The 15,692-nt window shown below is 74.3% G+C and carries 11 protein-coding genes; 7 read left to right on the forward strand and 4 right to left on the reverse strand.

The features are described from left to right. Positions 1-63: 63 nt before the first annotated feature. The 4 genes from ABEA77_RS32295 to ABEA77_RS32310 all read right to left on the reverse strand — a co-directional run bounded on the left by ABEA77_RS32295 (position 64) and on the right by ABEA77_RS32310 (position 5,836). Positions 64-2,457, reverse strand: coding sequence for a transglutaminase TgpA family protein (locus ABEA77_RS32295; RefSeq protein WP_345655488.1), 2,394 nt, complete (start codon positions 2,455-2,457; stop codon positions 64-66). Next, positions 2,454-3,974, reverse strand: coding sequence for a DUF58 domain-containing protein (locus tag ABEA77_RS32300; protein WP_345655490.1), 1,521 nt, complete (start codon positions 3,972-3,974; stop codon positions 2,454-2,456). The genes ABEA77_RS32295 and ABEA77_RS32300 overlap by 4 nt, the downstream gene beginning before the upstream one ends. Next, positions 3,974-4,999 (reverse strand): AAA family ATPase, encoded by a 1,026-nt coding sequence (locus ABEA77_RS32305; RefSeq protein WP_345655492.1) that lies wholly within the window; start codon positions 4,997-4,999, stop codon positions 3,974-3,976. Before ABEA77_RS32305 ends, ABEA77_RS32300 begins: the two co-directional genes overlap by 1 nt. A gap of 288 nt (positions 5,000-5,287) precedes the next feature. Beyond that, positions 5,288-5,836 (reverse strand): beta-class carbonic anhydrase, encoded by a 549-nt coding sequence (locus tag ABEA77_RS32310; protein ID WP_345655494.1) that lies wholly within the window; start codon positions 5,834-5,836, stop codon positions 5,288-5,290. Between the two features lie 374 nt (positions 5,837-6,210). Here ABEA77_RS32310 and rsmH point away from each other — a divergent pair, with 374 nt between their 5' ends. Genes rsmH through murD form a run of 7 tightly spaced genes read left to right on the forward strand, consistent with a single transcriptional unit; the run spans position 6,211 to position 15,483 of the window. Continuing rightward, positions 6,211-7,173 carry a 16S rRNA (cytosine(1402)-N(4))-methyltransferase RsmH gene (rsmH, locus tag ABEA77_RS32315; protein ID WP_345655496.1) on the forward strand — a complete coding sequence of 321 codons (963 nt, stop codon included), beginning with the start codon at positions 6,211-6,213 and terminating at the stop codon, positions 7,171-7,173. Then, a complete protein-coding gene (ftsL, locus tag ABEA77_RS32320; RefSeq protein ID WP_345655497.1) occupies positions 7,170-7,829 on the forward strand; it encodes a cell division protein FtsL in 660 nt (219 codons plus the stop codon). Before rsmH ends, ftsL begins: the two co-directional genes overlap by 4 nt. 4 nt (positions 7,830-7,833) lie before the next feature. Continuing rightward, complete coding sequence (locus ABEA77_RS32325; RefSeq protein ID WP_345655498.1) at positions 7,834-9,813, forward strand: peptidoglycan D,D-transpeptidase FtsI family protein; 1,980 nt, start codon at positions 7,834-7,836, stop codon at positions 9,811-9,813. 25 nt (positions 9,814-9,838) lie between these two features. After that, complete coding sequence (locus ABEA77_RS32330) at positions 9,839-11,557, forward strand: UDP-N-acetylmuramoyl-L-alanyl-D-glutamate--2,6-diaminopimelate ligase (protein ID WP_425588433.1); 1,719 nt, start codon at positions 9,839-9,841, stop codon at positions 11,555-11,557. Between the two features lie 4 nt (positions 11,558-11,561). Continuing rightward, positions 11,562-13,001 carry a UDP-N-acetylmuramoyl-tripeptide--D-alanyl-D-alanine ligase gene (locus ABEA77_RS32335; protein ID WP_345655502.1) on the forward strand — a complete coding sequence of 480 codons (1,440 nt, stop codon included), beginning with the start codon at positions 11,562-11,564 and terminating at the stop codon, positions 12,999-13,001. Then, entirely contained in the window at positions 12,998-14,068 is a 1,071-nt protein-coding gene (gene mraY / locus ABEA77_RS32340) for a phospho-N-acetylmuramoyl-pentapeptide-transferase (RefSeq protein ID WP_345655503.1), read from the forward strand. Before ABEA77_RS32335 ends, mraY begins: the two co-directional genes overlap by 4 nt. Continuing rightward, entirely contained in the window at positions 14,050-15,483 is a 1,434-nt protein-coding gene (murD, locus tag ABEA77_RS32345; RefSeq protein WP_345655504.1) for a UDP-N-acetylmuramoyl-L-alanine--D-glutamate ligase, read from the forward strand. The genes mraY and murD overlap by 19 nt, the downstream gene beginning before the upstream one ends. Positions 15,484-15,692: the final 209 nt, after the last annotated feature.

Below are 15,692 nucleotides of genomic sequence, written 5' to 3' on the forward strand. Positions count from 1 at the left end.
GGCGGTGCGGTCAGCGTGGGGCCTCCCGCCGCGACGGACGGGCGGCAGGCCCCGCGCCGCGCGCTACGGCCGGCGCCGGGACGCGGGGAGCAGACGGCCGGGGGTCCAGCGGTCCGCGAGGGCGTCGCGGCGGTCCGCGAGCGCCCAGACGACCCGGACGGACGAACGGGGCAGCAGCAGTGCCCGCAGCCGGGCCGCACGGCCTGCGGAGCCCCGCAGCGCGGCCACCGCCAGGCGCACGTCCTGCGCGAGACCCGCGCGCGGCGCCGGGTCGGGCGCGTACAGCACCTGCTCCACGGCGCCCGCGAGCCGGTGCACGGCCTCCTCGGCCCGCCCGCCGAGCGGGCCGAGCCGCACGATCCGCTCCGCGGCGCGCCGCGGGGTGTGCGCCTCGTCCGGCACGATGCCGAGGTCCCACGCGGAGTCGAGCAGCTCACGCCAGGCCGCGAGCACCGGCGCCGCCGGGTCCCCGCCGAGGTGGGAGCCCGCGCCGAGCCTGCGGGCCCTGACCCGCAGCCGGTACAGCAGCGGCAGCACCAGGAGCAGCACCGCGAGCGCGATCCCGCCGCCGAGCAGCGCCCACCCGCCGGTGCGCGCACCCGGCCCGGCGGGCGGTTGCGGCGCCGGGGCTGCGGCCTGGTCGCAGGCGCCGAGGCGCTGGTCCTGCGCGGCGCAGCTGCTCGACGTGGAGGGGGCGGCGGACGGCGTCGCCGAGTCGGGCGCCGCGGGCCGCGTCGAAGCGTCCGAGTCCGGGTCGGAGGGCGAGGCGGGGAGCGTGTAGTCGGGCAGGCTGCCCCGGCTCGGCGTGGGCTCGAACCTGGTCCACCCCACCCCCTGGAAGTACAGCTCGGGCCAGGCGTGCGCGTCCCGGAGCCCCACGTCCACGGTGCCGTCACCCTCGGGGGTGCCCGGCGCGAAGCCGACGGCGACCCGTGCCGGGATGCCCAGCGTGCGGGCCATCGCGGCCATCGTGAAGGAGAAGTGGACGCAGAAACCCCGCTTGTCCTTGAGGAAGCGGGTGATCGCGTCGGGTCCCGTACCGGAGTTCACGTGCGTGTCGTACGTGAAGCCGCCGTCTGTCGCAAACCAGTCCTGGAGCGCGACGGCGCGCTCGTAGGCGTTGGCCGAACCGGCGGTGATCCGCCGCGCGGTCGCCTTCACCACGGGGGGCAGGCTGGACGGCACCTCCGTGTACTGGCGTTCGAGTGACGCCGGGGGAGCGCCCGCCGCGGCGAGCTGCCGCCTGGTCGGGTTCACCTCAAGGCTGTCCACCGTGTAGCGGGCGTCCTGGGTGGACTGGCCGCGGTCGCCGACGAGGGTCCTGCCCTCGGGCTCGTAGCGCCAGCGGCCGCCGGCCTTCACGGCGGTCGCCGGGTACGGCATCGGCAGGTAGTTCTGCCGGTACCAGGGCGCGGCCGTGATGCTCGTGCTGATCCGCGTCGTGGACACGTCGGACGAGAGGCCCTGCGGGGCGGGCAGGGCCGCCGGCACGTCCTGGACCCTGCGCTGCGAGAAGCGCCAGGTGGCGCCGTCGAACTGGTCGAGCGCCATGATCCGCAGGTACATGCCCTGCCCGTCAGGTGCGTTGGTGCGGTAGCGCAGCGCCTCGCGGTCGTCGTCCTGGTTGAGGTCGTCCTGGAGGGAGACCAGCGGGTTGACCGCGGAGATGGTGCCTCCGCCGAGCCCCGACCCGTCGCCGCCGATGTCGGCCAGGAGGCCGCCGGTGAGCTGCGGCAGCGCCAGCGGCACGACCAGCGCGACACCGAGCACCACCACGCCGATCCTGCGGCCGGTGCGCGCGGGCGCCGAGGCCCTCGCGGGTCCGGAGCCCGGCGGCCGCCCGGCCCTCGGCGGGCCGCCGAAGACCCGGCCCCACTGGGCGAGCCGTTCGCCGCCCTCCGCGAGCAGCAACAGCAGGTAGCCGGCGGCTGCGAGCAGGAACCACAGCCAGCTGGACGTGGAGCCTGTGCCGCCCGAGATGCCGGCGGCCACCGAGTACAGCGCGAGCAGCGGCAGGCCGGCGGGGGCCGCGCTGCGCAGGGTGACCGCGACCGCGTCGACGGCGAGGCCGATCACCACGACCCCGCCGACCAGCATCAGCGTGATGCCCTCGGTGGGGGGCGCCGGTATCGAGTACCGCGTCACGTCCTCGCCGCCCGACGACAGCAGCCGCCCGAACCGCTCGAAGACCGCGGGCGCGGGCACCAGGCCGAGCGGTGCCGCGTCCCGCGCGAAGGCCACCGTCAGCATCAGCAGCGCGAGCACGGCCTGGAGCAGCACGGTGAGGCTCCGCGGCAGCGGCACCCGGCGCATCAGCGCGCCCGCCCCGCTGACGGCCGCCGCCATCGCCGCTGCCTCGACCAGCCAGCCGGACGAGGAGACCAGCGGCAGCAGCGCGCACGCCGTCAGCAGCGTCGCGACCAGCGCACACAGCGTCAGTCTCCCCCGGCCGCTCACGACCGCCCCCCGGAAAGTCCCGTGGGGCCGCCCGTCGCGGCCCGTTCGCCGTCCGGCCCGCCGCCGGCGGGGCCGTGAGGACCGGGAACGCCGCCTTCTGGGCCGTAAGGACCAGAGGCACCGCCGCCGGGAGCGTAAGGACCGGTGTGCGCCTCGCCGGCCTGCCGCCACAGCCCGGGCAGCGCCTGGCCGGGCGCCACCCGCACCACGGACCAGCCCGCCTCCCGCAGCTGCCGCGCCCGCCACCCGGCGTCCCGCGTGGGCGCGGCCGTGCCACCGGGGCTGCCGGGGCCCGGCGTCCACTCGCCGCTGTCCAGCAGGAAGGCCACGGCCGTGCCGCCGCGGGCCCGCATCCTCGCAGCCACGGACGCCTGCTCCTCGTCGAGGTCGCCGAGGAACGCCACGAGCAGCCCCTCGAAGCCGCCCCGCAACGCGTCGTAGGCGGGGGAGAGGTCCGTGTCCCGCGAGTGGCCGACGACCGCGAGCATGTCCATCAGCAGCCCCACCGAGTCCGCGGACTCCTGGGCCGCTCCGGAGAACCCGTCGCCGCCGTCGCCGGGCACCGAGGCGCCCGTGTCGGTCAGCAGCCGCACCGTGAAGCCGCGCTCCAGCATGTGCGCCAGGACGGAGGCCGCGCCGGAGACGGCCCACTCGAAGGCGGAGTCGGGGCCGGCTCCCGCGTAGGCGCCAGCCCGGGTGTCGAGCAGCACGGTGCACCGCGCGCGCCGCGGCTGCTCCTCGCGGCGCACCATCAGCTCCCCGTGGCGCGCCGTGGAGCGCCAGTGGACCCGGCGCAGGTCGTCTCCGTACCGGTAGCCGCGGGGGATCATGTCGTCCTCGCCCGCGAGCGCGAGCGAGCGCTGCCTGCCGTCGCCGAAGCCCGCGGACTCGCCGGCCGGCCGCACCGGCGGCAGCGGCTCGGTGCGGGGGACGACCGTCAGCGTGTCGAAGGCGCTGAAGGACCGCGTCAGCTCGCACATCCCGAACGGGTCGGTCAGCCGCAGCTGGAGCGGGCCGAGCGGATAGCGGCCCCGCAGGTCGGAGCGTACGCGGTACGACACATCGCGGCGGCCGCCCGACTCCACCCGGTCGAGCACGAAGCGGGGGCGCGGCCCCAGCACGTACGGCACCCGGTCCTGGAGCATCAGCAGCCCGGTGGGCAGCCGCGACACGTTGTCCACGCGCAGGTGCACCCTGGCCTCCGCGCCGGCCGGCACCCGCGCGGGCGACAGCCGCCTGGTGCCCGCGACCTGGTAGCGGGTGCGGTAGAGCACGGCCACGCACACCAGCGGCAGCGCCATCAGCAGCAGCCCCACCCTGAGCAGGTCCGGCTGGCCGAGCACGTACGCGCAGGCGGTCGCCGCGACCCCGGCGGCGAGGAACGCCCTGCCGCGGGTCGTCAGGCCGGACAGCGCGGCCCGCACCCCGCCGTCCCCGCGCCCTTCGCCGCCGCGCTCACCGGACGCCGCGCCGTACGCCGCGGGGTCCGCCGTCCCCGTACGCCCGCCCGACGGCATCACGACCGCCGGGGCCCGGGCCGCCGGCCGAAGGGGGCGCCGCCCTGCGCCCTGCCGCCGTCCGCGGTCGGCACGGGCGTGTGCTGGAGGATCTCCAGCACCACCTGCTCGGCCGTCCTGCGCGCCAGCTGCGCCTGGGCCGTCGGCAGCAGCCGGTGCGCGAGCACCGGGACCGCGAGGGCCTGCACGTCGTCGGGGAGCGCGTACTCGCGCCCCGCCAGGGCCGCGGACGCCTTCGCCGCGCGCAGCAGGTGCAGCGTCGCGCGCGGCGAGGCGCCGAGTCTGAGGTCCTGGTGGGTGCGGGTCGCCGCGACCAGTTCGACCACGTAGCGCTGCACGGCCTCGGCCACGTGCACGGCGCGGACCGCGTCGATCAGCTTGACGATGTCGTGCGCGTGCGCCGCGGGCTGGAGGTCGTCGAGCGGGGAGGGACCCCCGTGCACGTCCAGCATCCGCAGCTCCGCGTCGGGGCTCGGATAGCCGATGGACACGCGGGCCATGAACCGGTCGCGCTGCGCCTCGGGCAGCGGGTACGTGCCCTCCATCTCCACCGGGTTCTGCGTCGCCACCACCATGAAAGGGCTCGGCAGCTCGTACGTCGTCCCGTCGACGGTGACCTGGCGCTCCTCCATCGACTCCAGCAGCGCCGACTGCGTCTTGGGCGAGGCGCGGTTGATCTCGTCGCCGATCACGATCTGCGCGAAGATCGCGCCGGGCTTGAACTCGAAGTCCCTGCGCTGCTGGTCGAAGATCGACACACCCGTGATGTCCGAGGGCAGCAGGTCGGGGGTGAACTGGATACGCCGCACGGAGCAGTCGACGGACCGGGCCAGCGCCTTCGCCAGCATCGTCTTGCCGACACCGGGCACGTCCTCGATCAGCAGGTGCCCCTCGGCGAGCAGCACGGTCAGCGACAGCCGTACGACCTCCGGTTTGCCTTCGATCACCCCTTCGACCGACGCGCGCACCCGCTCTGCGGTGGCGGTCAGGTCCGTGGGATCCGCTCGGTCGTCATAGGTCGTCACCCGGCCCTCCTCGGCCTTGCCCCGTCGCTCCCGGGCGGAGCTGGGGTACCCCTCATGCCCGTAGGGCCGGCGCACGACGTGTCCACCGGCCCACCCCGACATACGGACACTGCCTCCGGAAGGTTCCGGTTCAGTCTCCCTGGAGCATTCTTGTTGCCGTTACCGCTTCGTGTCACTTGTCCGGAGACAAGCGTGGCCGGCAGGCGTCGGCACACGTGCCGTTCCGGGGCGCGCGCCGGGTGCCGGGCGGGGCTGCGGGGTGCGCGGAGTGCGGGCGTCCGCGGCCGGTCAGTCCGCCGTGACCTCCGTGAGGCGGCCCGTCGTCACGTCGAAGACGAAGCCCCGCACGTCGTCGCTGTGCAGCAGGAACGGCGAGGTGCGCACCCTGCGGATGGACTGGCGCACGTCCTGCTCGACGTCCTGGAACGCCTCCACCGCCCACGGCGGGCGCTGGCCGACCTCCAGCTCCAGGTCGTGCCGGAAGCCCTCGGTGATGGTCTGCATGCCGCAGCCGGTGTGGTGGATCAGCACGATGCTGGTGGTGCCGAGGGCGCGCTGGCTGATGGTGAGCGAACGGATCACGTCATCGGTGACGACACCGCCCGCGTTGCGGATGGTGTGGCAGTCGCCGAGTTCGAGGCCGAGTGCCGCGTGCAGGTCGATCCTCGCGTCCATGCAGGCCACCACGGCCACCCGGAGCACGGGGCGGGCGTCCATGCCCGGGTCCTTGAACTTCTCCGCGTAGCGGCCGTTGGCGTCTATGAGCCGGTCGGTGACCGTGCCGCCGCCGCGCGCGCCCGGCGGGGGCTCTGCGGAGGGATGAGTCGAGGTCGTCATACCTATGAAGGTAAAGGGACAGGGGGCCAGGGGCCCCCTGTGGGGCCGTGACAAACAACCGGCGCCATCGTTGTGGCCGGAACCCCGCCGCCCCCGCGGCCGCCCCGGCGGAGCCGCGCCGCGGCGGTCCGCGCGAGCCGGGCGACGCGCTGGGCGGTTGATTGACCGCAAGGGACTGTGGACTAAAGTGACGCGAAGTTCGCGGTTTCCCACCGCACATTTCCCGGAACTCCCCGCGTGCGCGGCGGACGTGCGGCTCGGCCTCCTCCCGCTCGACGGTCCGACGGCGCCCCTCGCGGCGGCGGACCGCTTCCCCTTCCGAGCGGGCGGGGACCCGGCCCCCGCGTACGGCGCGCCGGATCCAGAGAGGGCGCATGAGCGAGCGCAGCGAGCGGCACGTACCCGTGATGCTCCAGAGGTGCCTTGATCTGCTGGCCCCCGCCCTCGCCGATCCCGGTGCCGTCGTCGTGGACTGCACGCTCGGCCTCGGCGGGCACAGCGAGGCGCTGCTCGCCGCCTTCCCGGCGGCCCGCCTGATCGCCCTCGACCGCGACAAGGAGGCGCTGCGGCTGGCGGGCGAGCGGCTCGCCCCCTACGGCGACCGCGCCACCCTCGTGCACGCCGTCTACGACGAGCTGCCCGAGGTGCTCGACCGGCTCGGCGTCCCCCGCGTCCAGGGCGTCCTTTTCGACCTCGGCGTCTCCTCCATGCAGCTCGACGAGGCGGACCGCGGCTTCGCCTACGCCCAGGACGCGCCCCTCGACATGCGGATGGACCAGAGCGCGGGCGCCGGCGCCGCCGAGGTCCTCAACACCTACCCGCCGGGCGAACTGGTGCGCATCCTGCGCACCTACGGCGAGGAGAAGCAGGCCAAGCGGATCGTCGAGGCCGTCGTACGGGAGCGGGCCAGGGAGCCCTTCGACCGCAGCGGCCGGCTCGTGGAGCTGATCAGGGACGCGCTGCCGCAGGCAGCCAAGCGCACCGGCGGCAACCCCGCCAAGCGGACCTTCCAGGCGCTGCGCATCGAGGTCAACGGCGAACTCGCGGTCCTGGAGCGCGCCGTGCCCGCGGCCGTCTCCGCGCTCGCGGTCGGCGGCCGCATCGCCGTCCTCTCGTACCACTCGCTGGAGGACCGCATCGTCAAGCAGGCCCTGACCGCGGGTGCCACCAGCACCGCGCCCCCCGGCCTGCCGGTCGTGCCCGAGCAGTACCAGCCGCGGCTCGAACTCCTCACCCGCGGCGCCGAGCTGCCGGGCGAGGACGAGGTCGCGGAGAACAGCAGGGCCGCGTCGGCCAGGCTGCGGGGCGCCCGGCGCATCCGCGAGGACGTGCTGTGAGCCCCGCCCCCGGGCAGCTGCGCGGCCGGGCGGCCCGGCTCGCCGGGCTGCTGCCCTCGGGCTCGGGCTCGGCCGCCCGCACCCCCTTCGTGCTGCTCGTGGTGCTGCTCCTCGCGGGCGGCCTGATCACGCTGCTCATGCTGAACTCCTCACTCAACGAGGGGTCGTTCAAGCTCAGCAAGCTCAAGAAGCAGACCCAGGACCTGACGGACGAGGAGCAGGCGCTCCAGCGCGACGTGGACGACAGCTCGGCGCCGGGCGCGCTCGCCCAGCGGGCCCGGATGCTCGGCATGGTGCCGGGCGGCAACCCCGCCTTCCTCCAGCCGGACGGCACCGTGCTCGGCAGCCCCACCCGCGCCCACGCGCTGCCCCTCCCGCGCCCCTCGCGCCCGGCACCGAGCGCGACGCCGTCGGACACCCCGGCGCCCTCGGGCAGCACGGTGTCCGGCAGCCCCGCCCCTTCCGGCAGCACGGCGCCAGGCAGCACGGTGTCCGGCAGCCCCGCCCCGCAGGCCACGCCCGGCACAGCCGCCACACCCGGCGCCGCCGGCACGCCCGCCCCGGGCGCTTCCCCCGCCGCCACCCCGCGGGACGGGGCCGTGCCGCTCGCACTCACCGGCGCGCCGCCCGTCCCCACGACCACCCCCGGCAGGTGACCACGTGCCCTCCAAGGAACCCCCGCGCCGCAGGGTCCCAGGACCCGCCAGGCCCGCGGGCGGCGGCCGGCCGGGCCGGGCCCGCGGTGCCGCGCCCGCCCGCCGCCGCACCTACCGGCCAAGGCCGCCGCGGGGGCCGAGGCGGCTGAAGCTCGGCAGCCCGAAGCCGCGGCTGCGCTTCGTCGCGCTCGGCCTCACGCTCGTCGTGCTGGTGTTCGCCGTGCGGCTCCTCCAGGTGCAGGCGGTCGACGCGAGCGCGTACACCACGCGGGCCGACCAGAACCGCGTCCTCAAGAGCACCGTGGCCGCGGAGCGCGGCGAGATCACCGACCGGTCCGGTGTGCCGCTCGCCGCCAGCGACGACGCGTACGACATCACCGCCGACCCCTCGATGTTCGCGCCCGCCTTCAGCAAGGCGCCCGACACGCCCGAGCGCGCGGCGGCACTGCTCGCCCCGATCCTCGGCGTCGACCAGGCGGCCCTGGTCCAGAAGCTGAAGACCCCGAACTCCCGCTACACGGTCCTCGCCGCACGGCAGACCCCGCAGGTCTGGAACCAGATCAAGGACCTCAAGAACGTCCTCGCCACCAAGGCGAGCAAGGACGCGGCGGCCGGCGGCCCCGGCACCAACCCGCTCGCCGGGGTCTTCGACGAGGAGTCGACCAAGCGCGTGTACCCCAACGGCGACCTCGCCGCCGGGATACTGGGCTTCGTCAACGGCGCGGGCCACGGCGCGGGCGGCATCGAGTCGATGCTCGACAAGCAGCTCGCGGGCCGCGACGGCGAGGTCTCGTACACCCAGTCGGGCGGGCGCCGCGTGCCCACCGGGAGTTCGAGCGAGAAGCCGGCCGTGCCCGGCACGGACGTCCAGCTGACGATCGACCGGGACATCCAGTGGGAGGCCCAGCGGGCCATCTCCGACCAGGTCGAGAAGTCGAAGGCCGACCGCGGCTACGTCGTCGTGCAGAACGCCCGCACCGGCGAGGTCCTCGCCATGGCCGACGCGCCCGGCTTCGACCCCAACGACCTCTCCAAGGCCGGCGCCGACAACCTCGGCAACGCCGCCCTCCAGGACGCCTACGAGCCCGGCTCCGTCGCGAAGATCATGACGATGTCCGCGGTGCTCCAGCAGAAGGCGGCCACCCCGCTCACCCATGTGGTCGTGCCGAACCGGCTGCACCGCGGCGACCGCCTCTTCCACGACGACATCGACCACCCGACCGAGTACCTCACGCTCAACGGCGTCCTCGCCAAGTCGAGCAACATCGGCACCATCGAGGCCGCGGGCCACCTCGGCGGCACCCAGGCCCAGGCCAACAAGGTGCTCTACTCGTACCTCAGGAAGTTCGGCATCGGACAGCCCACGGGCCTCGCCTTCCCCGGCGAGACCCAGGGGCTGCTGGCCAAGCCGGGGGACTGGTCGACCTCGCAGCAGTACACCATCCCCTTCGGCCAGGGCCTGTCCATCAACGCCCTCCAGGCGGCGTCCGTGTACTCCACCATCGCCAACGGCGGGGTACGGGTGCAGCCGACGCTCGTCAAGGGGACCAGGGGCCCCGACGGCCGCTTCACGCCGGGCCCCGCGCCCCGCAAGACCCGCGTCGTCAGCCCGGCGACCGCCCGCACCGTCGGCACCATGCTCGAATCCGTGGTCGGCGACGTGGAGGGCACGGGCACCTCGGCGAAGATCCCCGGCTACCGGGTGGCGGGCAAGACGGGTACCGCCAACAGGGTGGACCCCAAGACCGGCCGCTACCGTGGCTACACCGCCTCCTTCGCCGGCTTCGCGCCCGTCGACAAGCCGCAGATCACCGTCTACTGCGCCATCCAGAACCCGACCAGGGGCTCCTACTTCGGCGGCTCGATCTGCGGTCCCATCTTCAAGAAGGTCATGGAGTTCTCCCTCAAGACGCTGCAGGTCCCGCCGACCGGGAGCGCCCCGGCGCGGCTGCCGGTCACGTTCGACCCGGGATCCGGCGACTGACCCCTCAAGGCACCAGGAACCGCCAGTGACGATCGACACCACACCACCGGGCGACCGCCCCGCCACCGCGGGGGCCGCCCCCGCCTCGCTTGGCCGGAGCCCCGCGCGTGCGGGTACGCTCACCGCCGTGCCACACGCTGATCAGACCCCGACCGACACCGCGCCCGCCCCCGAGAACAGGCCGGGGACCCCGCGGCCGGAACGGGTGGACCCCACCCCGCTCGCCGACCTCGCCGCCCTGCTCGAAGCCGGCGCGCCGGCCGCGGACGCCACGGTCACCGGCATCACCCACGACTCGCGGGCCGTGCGCCCCGGCGACGTGTACGCGGCCCTGCCGGGCGCGCGCGCCCACGGCGCCGACTACGCCGCGCAGGCCGCGGAGCTCGGCGCCGCCGCCGTCCTCACCGACCCCGGCGGCCGGGAGCGCGCAGAGGCCACCGGGCTGCCCGTGCTCGTCGTGCCCGACCCGCGCGCCCGGATGGGCGAACTGGCCGCCACGATCTACGGCCACCCCGGCGCCGACCTCCTCCAGATCGGCATCACCGGCACCTCGGGCAAGACCACCACCGCCTACCTCGTCGAGGGCGGGCTGCGCGGCGCGGGCCACAGCACGGGCCTGATCGGCACGGTCGAGATGCGCGTGGGCAACGAGCGCATCAAGTCCGAGCGCACCACCCCCGAGGCCACCGACCTCCAGGCCCTCTTCGCGGTCATGCGCGAGCACGGCACCACCTCGGTCGCCATGGAGGTCTCCAGCCACGCCCTGGTGCTCGGCCGGGTCGACGGCTGCGTCTTCGACGTCGCCGTCTTCAACAACCTCAGCCCTGAGCACATGGAGTTCCACCACGGCATGGAGGACTACTTCCAGGCCAAGGCGAGCCTGTTCACCCCGCGGCGCAGCCGCAGGGGCGTCGTCAACTACGACGACGAGTACGGCCGCAGGCTCGTCACCGAGGCGTCCGTGCCGATCACCACGTTCTCCGCCGAGGGCCACCCCGACGCCGACTGGCGCGCCGAGGACGTCGAGGTCGGCTCGCACCGCTCCAGCTTCACCGTCGTGGGCCCCGACGGCGTGCGGGTGCACGCGGAGGCGCCGCTGCCGGGGCCGTTCAACGTCGCCAACACCCTCGCCGCGGTCGTCGCGCTCGCCGTCGCAGGCATCGACCCGCAGACGGCCGCCGACGGCGTCGGCGCGGTGCCCGGAGTCCCCGGCCGCCTCGAGCGCGTCGACGCCGGACAGCCGTACCTCGCCGTCGTCGACTACGCGCACAAGACCGACGCCGTCGAGTCCGTCCTGCGCTCCCTGCGCAAGGTCACCAAGGGCCAGGTGCACATCGTGCTCGGCTGCGGCGGCGACCGCGACACCACCAAGCGCGGGCCGATGGGCGCTGCGGCCGCGCGCCTCGCCGACACCGCCGTCCTCACCTCGGACAACCCGCGCTCCGAGGACCCGCTCGCGATCCTCGCCGCGATGGTCGCCGGCGCGGCCGAGGTGCCCGTGCACGAGCGGGGCGCCGTCCTGCTCGACGCCGACCGCGCCTCCGCCATCGCCACCGCCGTCGCCCGCGCCCTGCCAGGGGACACCGTCCTCGTCGCGGGCAAGGGCCACGAGCAGGGCCAGGACATCGCGGGCGTGGTACGCCCCTTCGACGACCGGGAGGTCCTGCGCGACGCCATCGCACGCTCGCTCCACGACGAGCCCCGTCACGAGAACAGCCGCCCCAGGAACAACAGTCAGGGATGACCAAGTGATCACCCTCTCCCTCGCCGAGGTCGCCGAAATCGTCGGCGGGCAGGCGTGCGACATACCGGCACCGGGTGCCAAGGACGTCCAGGTCACCGGGCCCGTCGTCTACGACTCCCGCGCGGTGGAGCCCGGCGGCCTCTTCGCGGCCTTCGCGGGCGAACGCGTCGACGGCCACGACTACGCCGCGCAGGCGATCGAGGCCGGCGCGGTCGCCGTGCTGGCCACCCGCCCCGTCGGCGTGCCCGCGATCGTCGTCGGCAACGTGGTCGAGGCGCTCGGCGCGCTCGCCAAGGCCGTCGTGGAGCGCCTCGGCGCCTCCGTGGTCGCGCTCACCGGCTCGGCGGGCAAGACGAGCACCAAGGACCTCATCGCCCAGCTGCTGCGCAGCAAGGCGCCCACCATCTGGCCCGAGGGCAACCTCAACAACGAGATCGGCCTGCCGATCACCGCCCTGCGCGCGGTGGCGGACACCCGCTACCTCGTCCTGGAGATGGGCGCGCGCTACATCGGCGACATCCGCTACCTGACCGGTCTTGTGCCGCCCCGCGTGGGCGTCGTCCTGAACGTGGGCACCGCCCACCTCGGGGAGTTCGGCAGCCGCGAGAACATCGCCGTCGCCAAGGGCGAGATGGTCGAGTCGCTGCCGTCGGCCGAGGACGGCGGCATCGCCGTGCTCAACGCCGACGACGCCCTCGTACGCGAGATGGCCTCCCGTACCACGGCCCGAGTCGTGTACTTCGGGGAGTCGGACAAGGCAGACGTACGGGCGGAGAACGTACGCCTCACGGACACGGGACAGGCCGCATTCCTGCTCCGGACACCCTCCGGGTGCAGGGACGTGACGCTGCGGCTGTACGGTGAGCACCACGTGTCGAACGCGCTCGCCGCGGCCGCCGTAGCCCACGAGTTGGGCCTTTCCGTCGACGAGATCGCCGAGGCGCTCTTGTCGGCAGGGTCCCTCTCCCGCTGGCGTATGGAGGTCACCGAGCGCTCGGACGGTGTGACGATCGTCAACGACGCCTACAACGCGAACCCCGAATCCATGCGAGCCGCGCTCCGCGCGCTGGTCGCCATGGGTGGCGCCGCACGTGCCGGAGGGGGGCGCACCTGGGCGGTGCTCGGCCCGATGGCCGAGCTCGGGGACGACGAACTCGCCGAGCACGACGCGATCGGACGGCTCGCCGTCCGGCTCAACGTCAACAAGCTCGTGGCGGTCGGGGGCAGGGAAGCGTCCTGGCTGCGACTGGGCGCTTACAACGAGGGTTCGTGGGGTGAGGAGTCGGTGCACGTGTCCGACGCACGGGCGGCGATCGACCTGTTGCGCAGGGAACTGCGTCCGGGAGACGTCGTGCTGGTGAAGGCATCCAGGTCGGCAGCGCTTGAGAGGGTGGCCCTCGCCCTGCTCGACGGCGCGGCCGAGGGCGAGGTCGCCGGCCGATGAGGCAGATCCTCTTCGCGGGGGCCATCGGGCTCTTCCTGACCCTGATCGGCACCCCGCTGCTCATCAAGCTGCTGGCCCGCAAGGGGTACGGACAGTTCATCAGGGACGACGGTCCGCGCACCCACGGCAGCAAGAAGGGCACGCCCACCATGGGCGGTATCGCCTTCATCCTGGCGACGCTCATCGCGTACGTCCTGGCGAAGGTGGTCACGGGCGAGGACTTCCACTTCTCCGGGATCCTCGTGCTGTTCCTGATGACCGGGATGGGCCTCGTCGGGTTCCTCGACGACTACATCAAGATCGTCAAACAGCGGTCGCTCGGCCTGCGGGCCAAGGCGAAGATGGCCGGGCAGCTGATCGTGGGCATCGCCTTCGCGGTGCTCGCGCTCCAGGACCCGAACACCCGCGGGATCACCCCCGCCTCGACCAAGCTGTCGTTCGTCACGGACTTCGGCTGGTCCATCGGGCCCGTCGTGTTCGTCGTCTGGGCGCTGTTCATGATCCTCGCCATGTCGAACGGCGTGAACCTGACGGACGGCCTCGACGGCCTCGCCACCGGCGCCTCGGTGATGGTGTTCGGCGCGTACACCTTCATCGGCCTGTGGCAGTTCCAGGAGTCCTGCGCCAACGCGGGCACCCTGACCAACCCCAACGCCTGCTTCGAGGTGCGGGACCCGCTCGACCTCGCCGTCGTGGCGTCCGCCCTGATGGGCGCCTGCTTCGGCTTCCTGTGGTGGAACACGTCCCCGGCGAAGATCTTCATGGGCGACACCGGTTCGCTGGCGCTCGGCGGCGCGTTCGCAGGCCTCGCCATCACCTCGCGCACCGAGTTCCTGATGGCCGTGCTCGGCGGCCTGTTCGTCCTGATCACCATGTCCGTGGTGATCCAGGTCGGCTCCTTCCGGATGACCGGTAGGCGGGTCTTCAGGATGGCCCCGCTCCAGCACCACTTCGAGCTCAAGGGGTGGTCCGAGGTCCTTGTGGTGGTCAGGTTCTGGATCATCCAGGGCATGTGCGTGATCGTCGGCCTCGGCCTCTTCTACGCGGGATGGGCGGCCCAGAAGTGAGCACGGGCGGCTGGCACGGCAGGCGCGTGACCGTCGCGGGACTCGGGGTCTCAGGAGTCCCGGCGGCGCGGGTCCTGCGCGGCCTCGGCGCCGAGGTCACCGTCGTCAACGACGGTGACGACGACCGCTCGCGCGCCCAGGCGCGCGAGCTGGCCGGCCTCGGCGTCACCGTCAGGCTCGGCGACGGCGACACGCTGCCCCCGGGCACGGGACTGGTTGTCACCGCGCCCGGCTGGCGCCCCGACAAGCCGCTGTTCGCGGCCGCCGCCGCGGCGGGCGTGGAGATCTGGGGCGACGTCGAGCTCGCCTGGCGGCTGCGCGGCGAGGGCGCCGCCCCCTGGCTGGCCGTCACCGGCACCAACGGCAAGACCACCACCGTGCGGATGCTCGCCGCGATCCTCGCCGCGGCGGGCCTGCGCACGGCCGCGGTCGGCAACATCGGCGTCTCGCTGCTCGACGCCGTCACCGGCGACGAGACGTACGACGTGCTCGCCGTCGAGCTCTCCAGCTACCAGCTGCACTGGGCGCCGAGCCCGCGCGCCCACTCCGCCGCGGTCCTCAACCTCGCCCCCGACCACCTCGACTGGCACGGCTCCATGGAGGCGTACGCCGCCGACAAGGGCAGGATCTACGAGGGCAACCAGGTCGCGTGCGTCTACAACGCGGCGGACAAGGCCACGTCCGACCTGGTGCGCGCCGCCGACGTCGAGGAGGGCTGCCGCGCGATCGGCTTCACCCTCGGCGCCCCGGGCCCCTCCGAACTCGGCGTCGTGGACGGGCTCCTGGTCGACCGGGCGTTCGTCGAGGACCGGCAGCGCCAGGCGCAGGAGCTCGCCGAGGTCGCCGACGTGACCCCGGCCGTGCCGCACAACATCGCCAACGCGCTTGCCGCAGCGGCCCTCGCCCGCGCGTACGGCGTCCCGGCCGCCGCCGTACGGGACGGGCTGCGCGCCTTCCGCCCCGACCCGCACCGCATGGAGCACGTCGCGGATGTCGCGGGTGTCACGTACATCGACGACTCCAAGGCGACCAACACCCACGCCACGGAGGCCTCTCTCGCCTCCTACGACCCGATCGTCTGGATCGCCGGGGGCCTCGCCAAGGGCGCGACCTTCGACGAGCTGGTCGCGGGGGCGGCGGGCAGGCTGCGCGGCGCCGTCCTGATCGGCGCCGACCGCGGCCTGATCAGGGAAGCGCTGACGCGACACGCCCCGCAGGTCCCGGTGGTCGACCTCGACCGGACCGACACTGGGGCGATGGCGGCGGCGGTCCACGCGGCGACGCGCCTCGCACAGCCGGGGGACACGGTCCTGATGGCGCCGGCGTGCGCGTCGATGGACATGTTCGCCAACTACAACAAGCGGGGCGAGGCGTTCGCGCAGGCCGTACGCTCGCTCGCCGCGGAGCATGCCTGAACGGCGGGCCCGGGTGCCCCGCCGGGCTCGACGGGAGGGGACACCAACCATGCCGGCCGACGACCCCCAGCACGCCGACGGCGCGTCAGGGCCACGGAAGAAGGCGCCGCGGCGCTCGCCGGCCGCCGCCCGTGCGCTGCCCGGGCCGCACCTCGCCGCCGCGGGACTGCCCGGCGCGGCCCTGCGGAGCGGCGCCCCGGGCGCCGGGT

The organism is Streptomyces tremellae (assembly GCF_039540215.1).
In the GTDB taxonomy this organism is placed as follows: domain Bacteria; phylum Actinomycetota; class Actinomycetes; order Streptomycetales; family Streptomycetaceae; genus Streptomyces; species Streptomyces tremellae.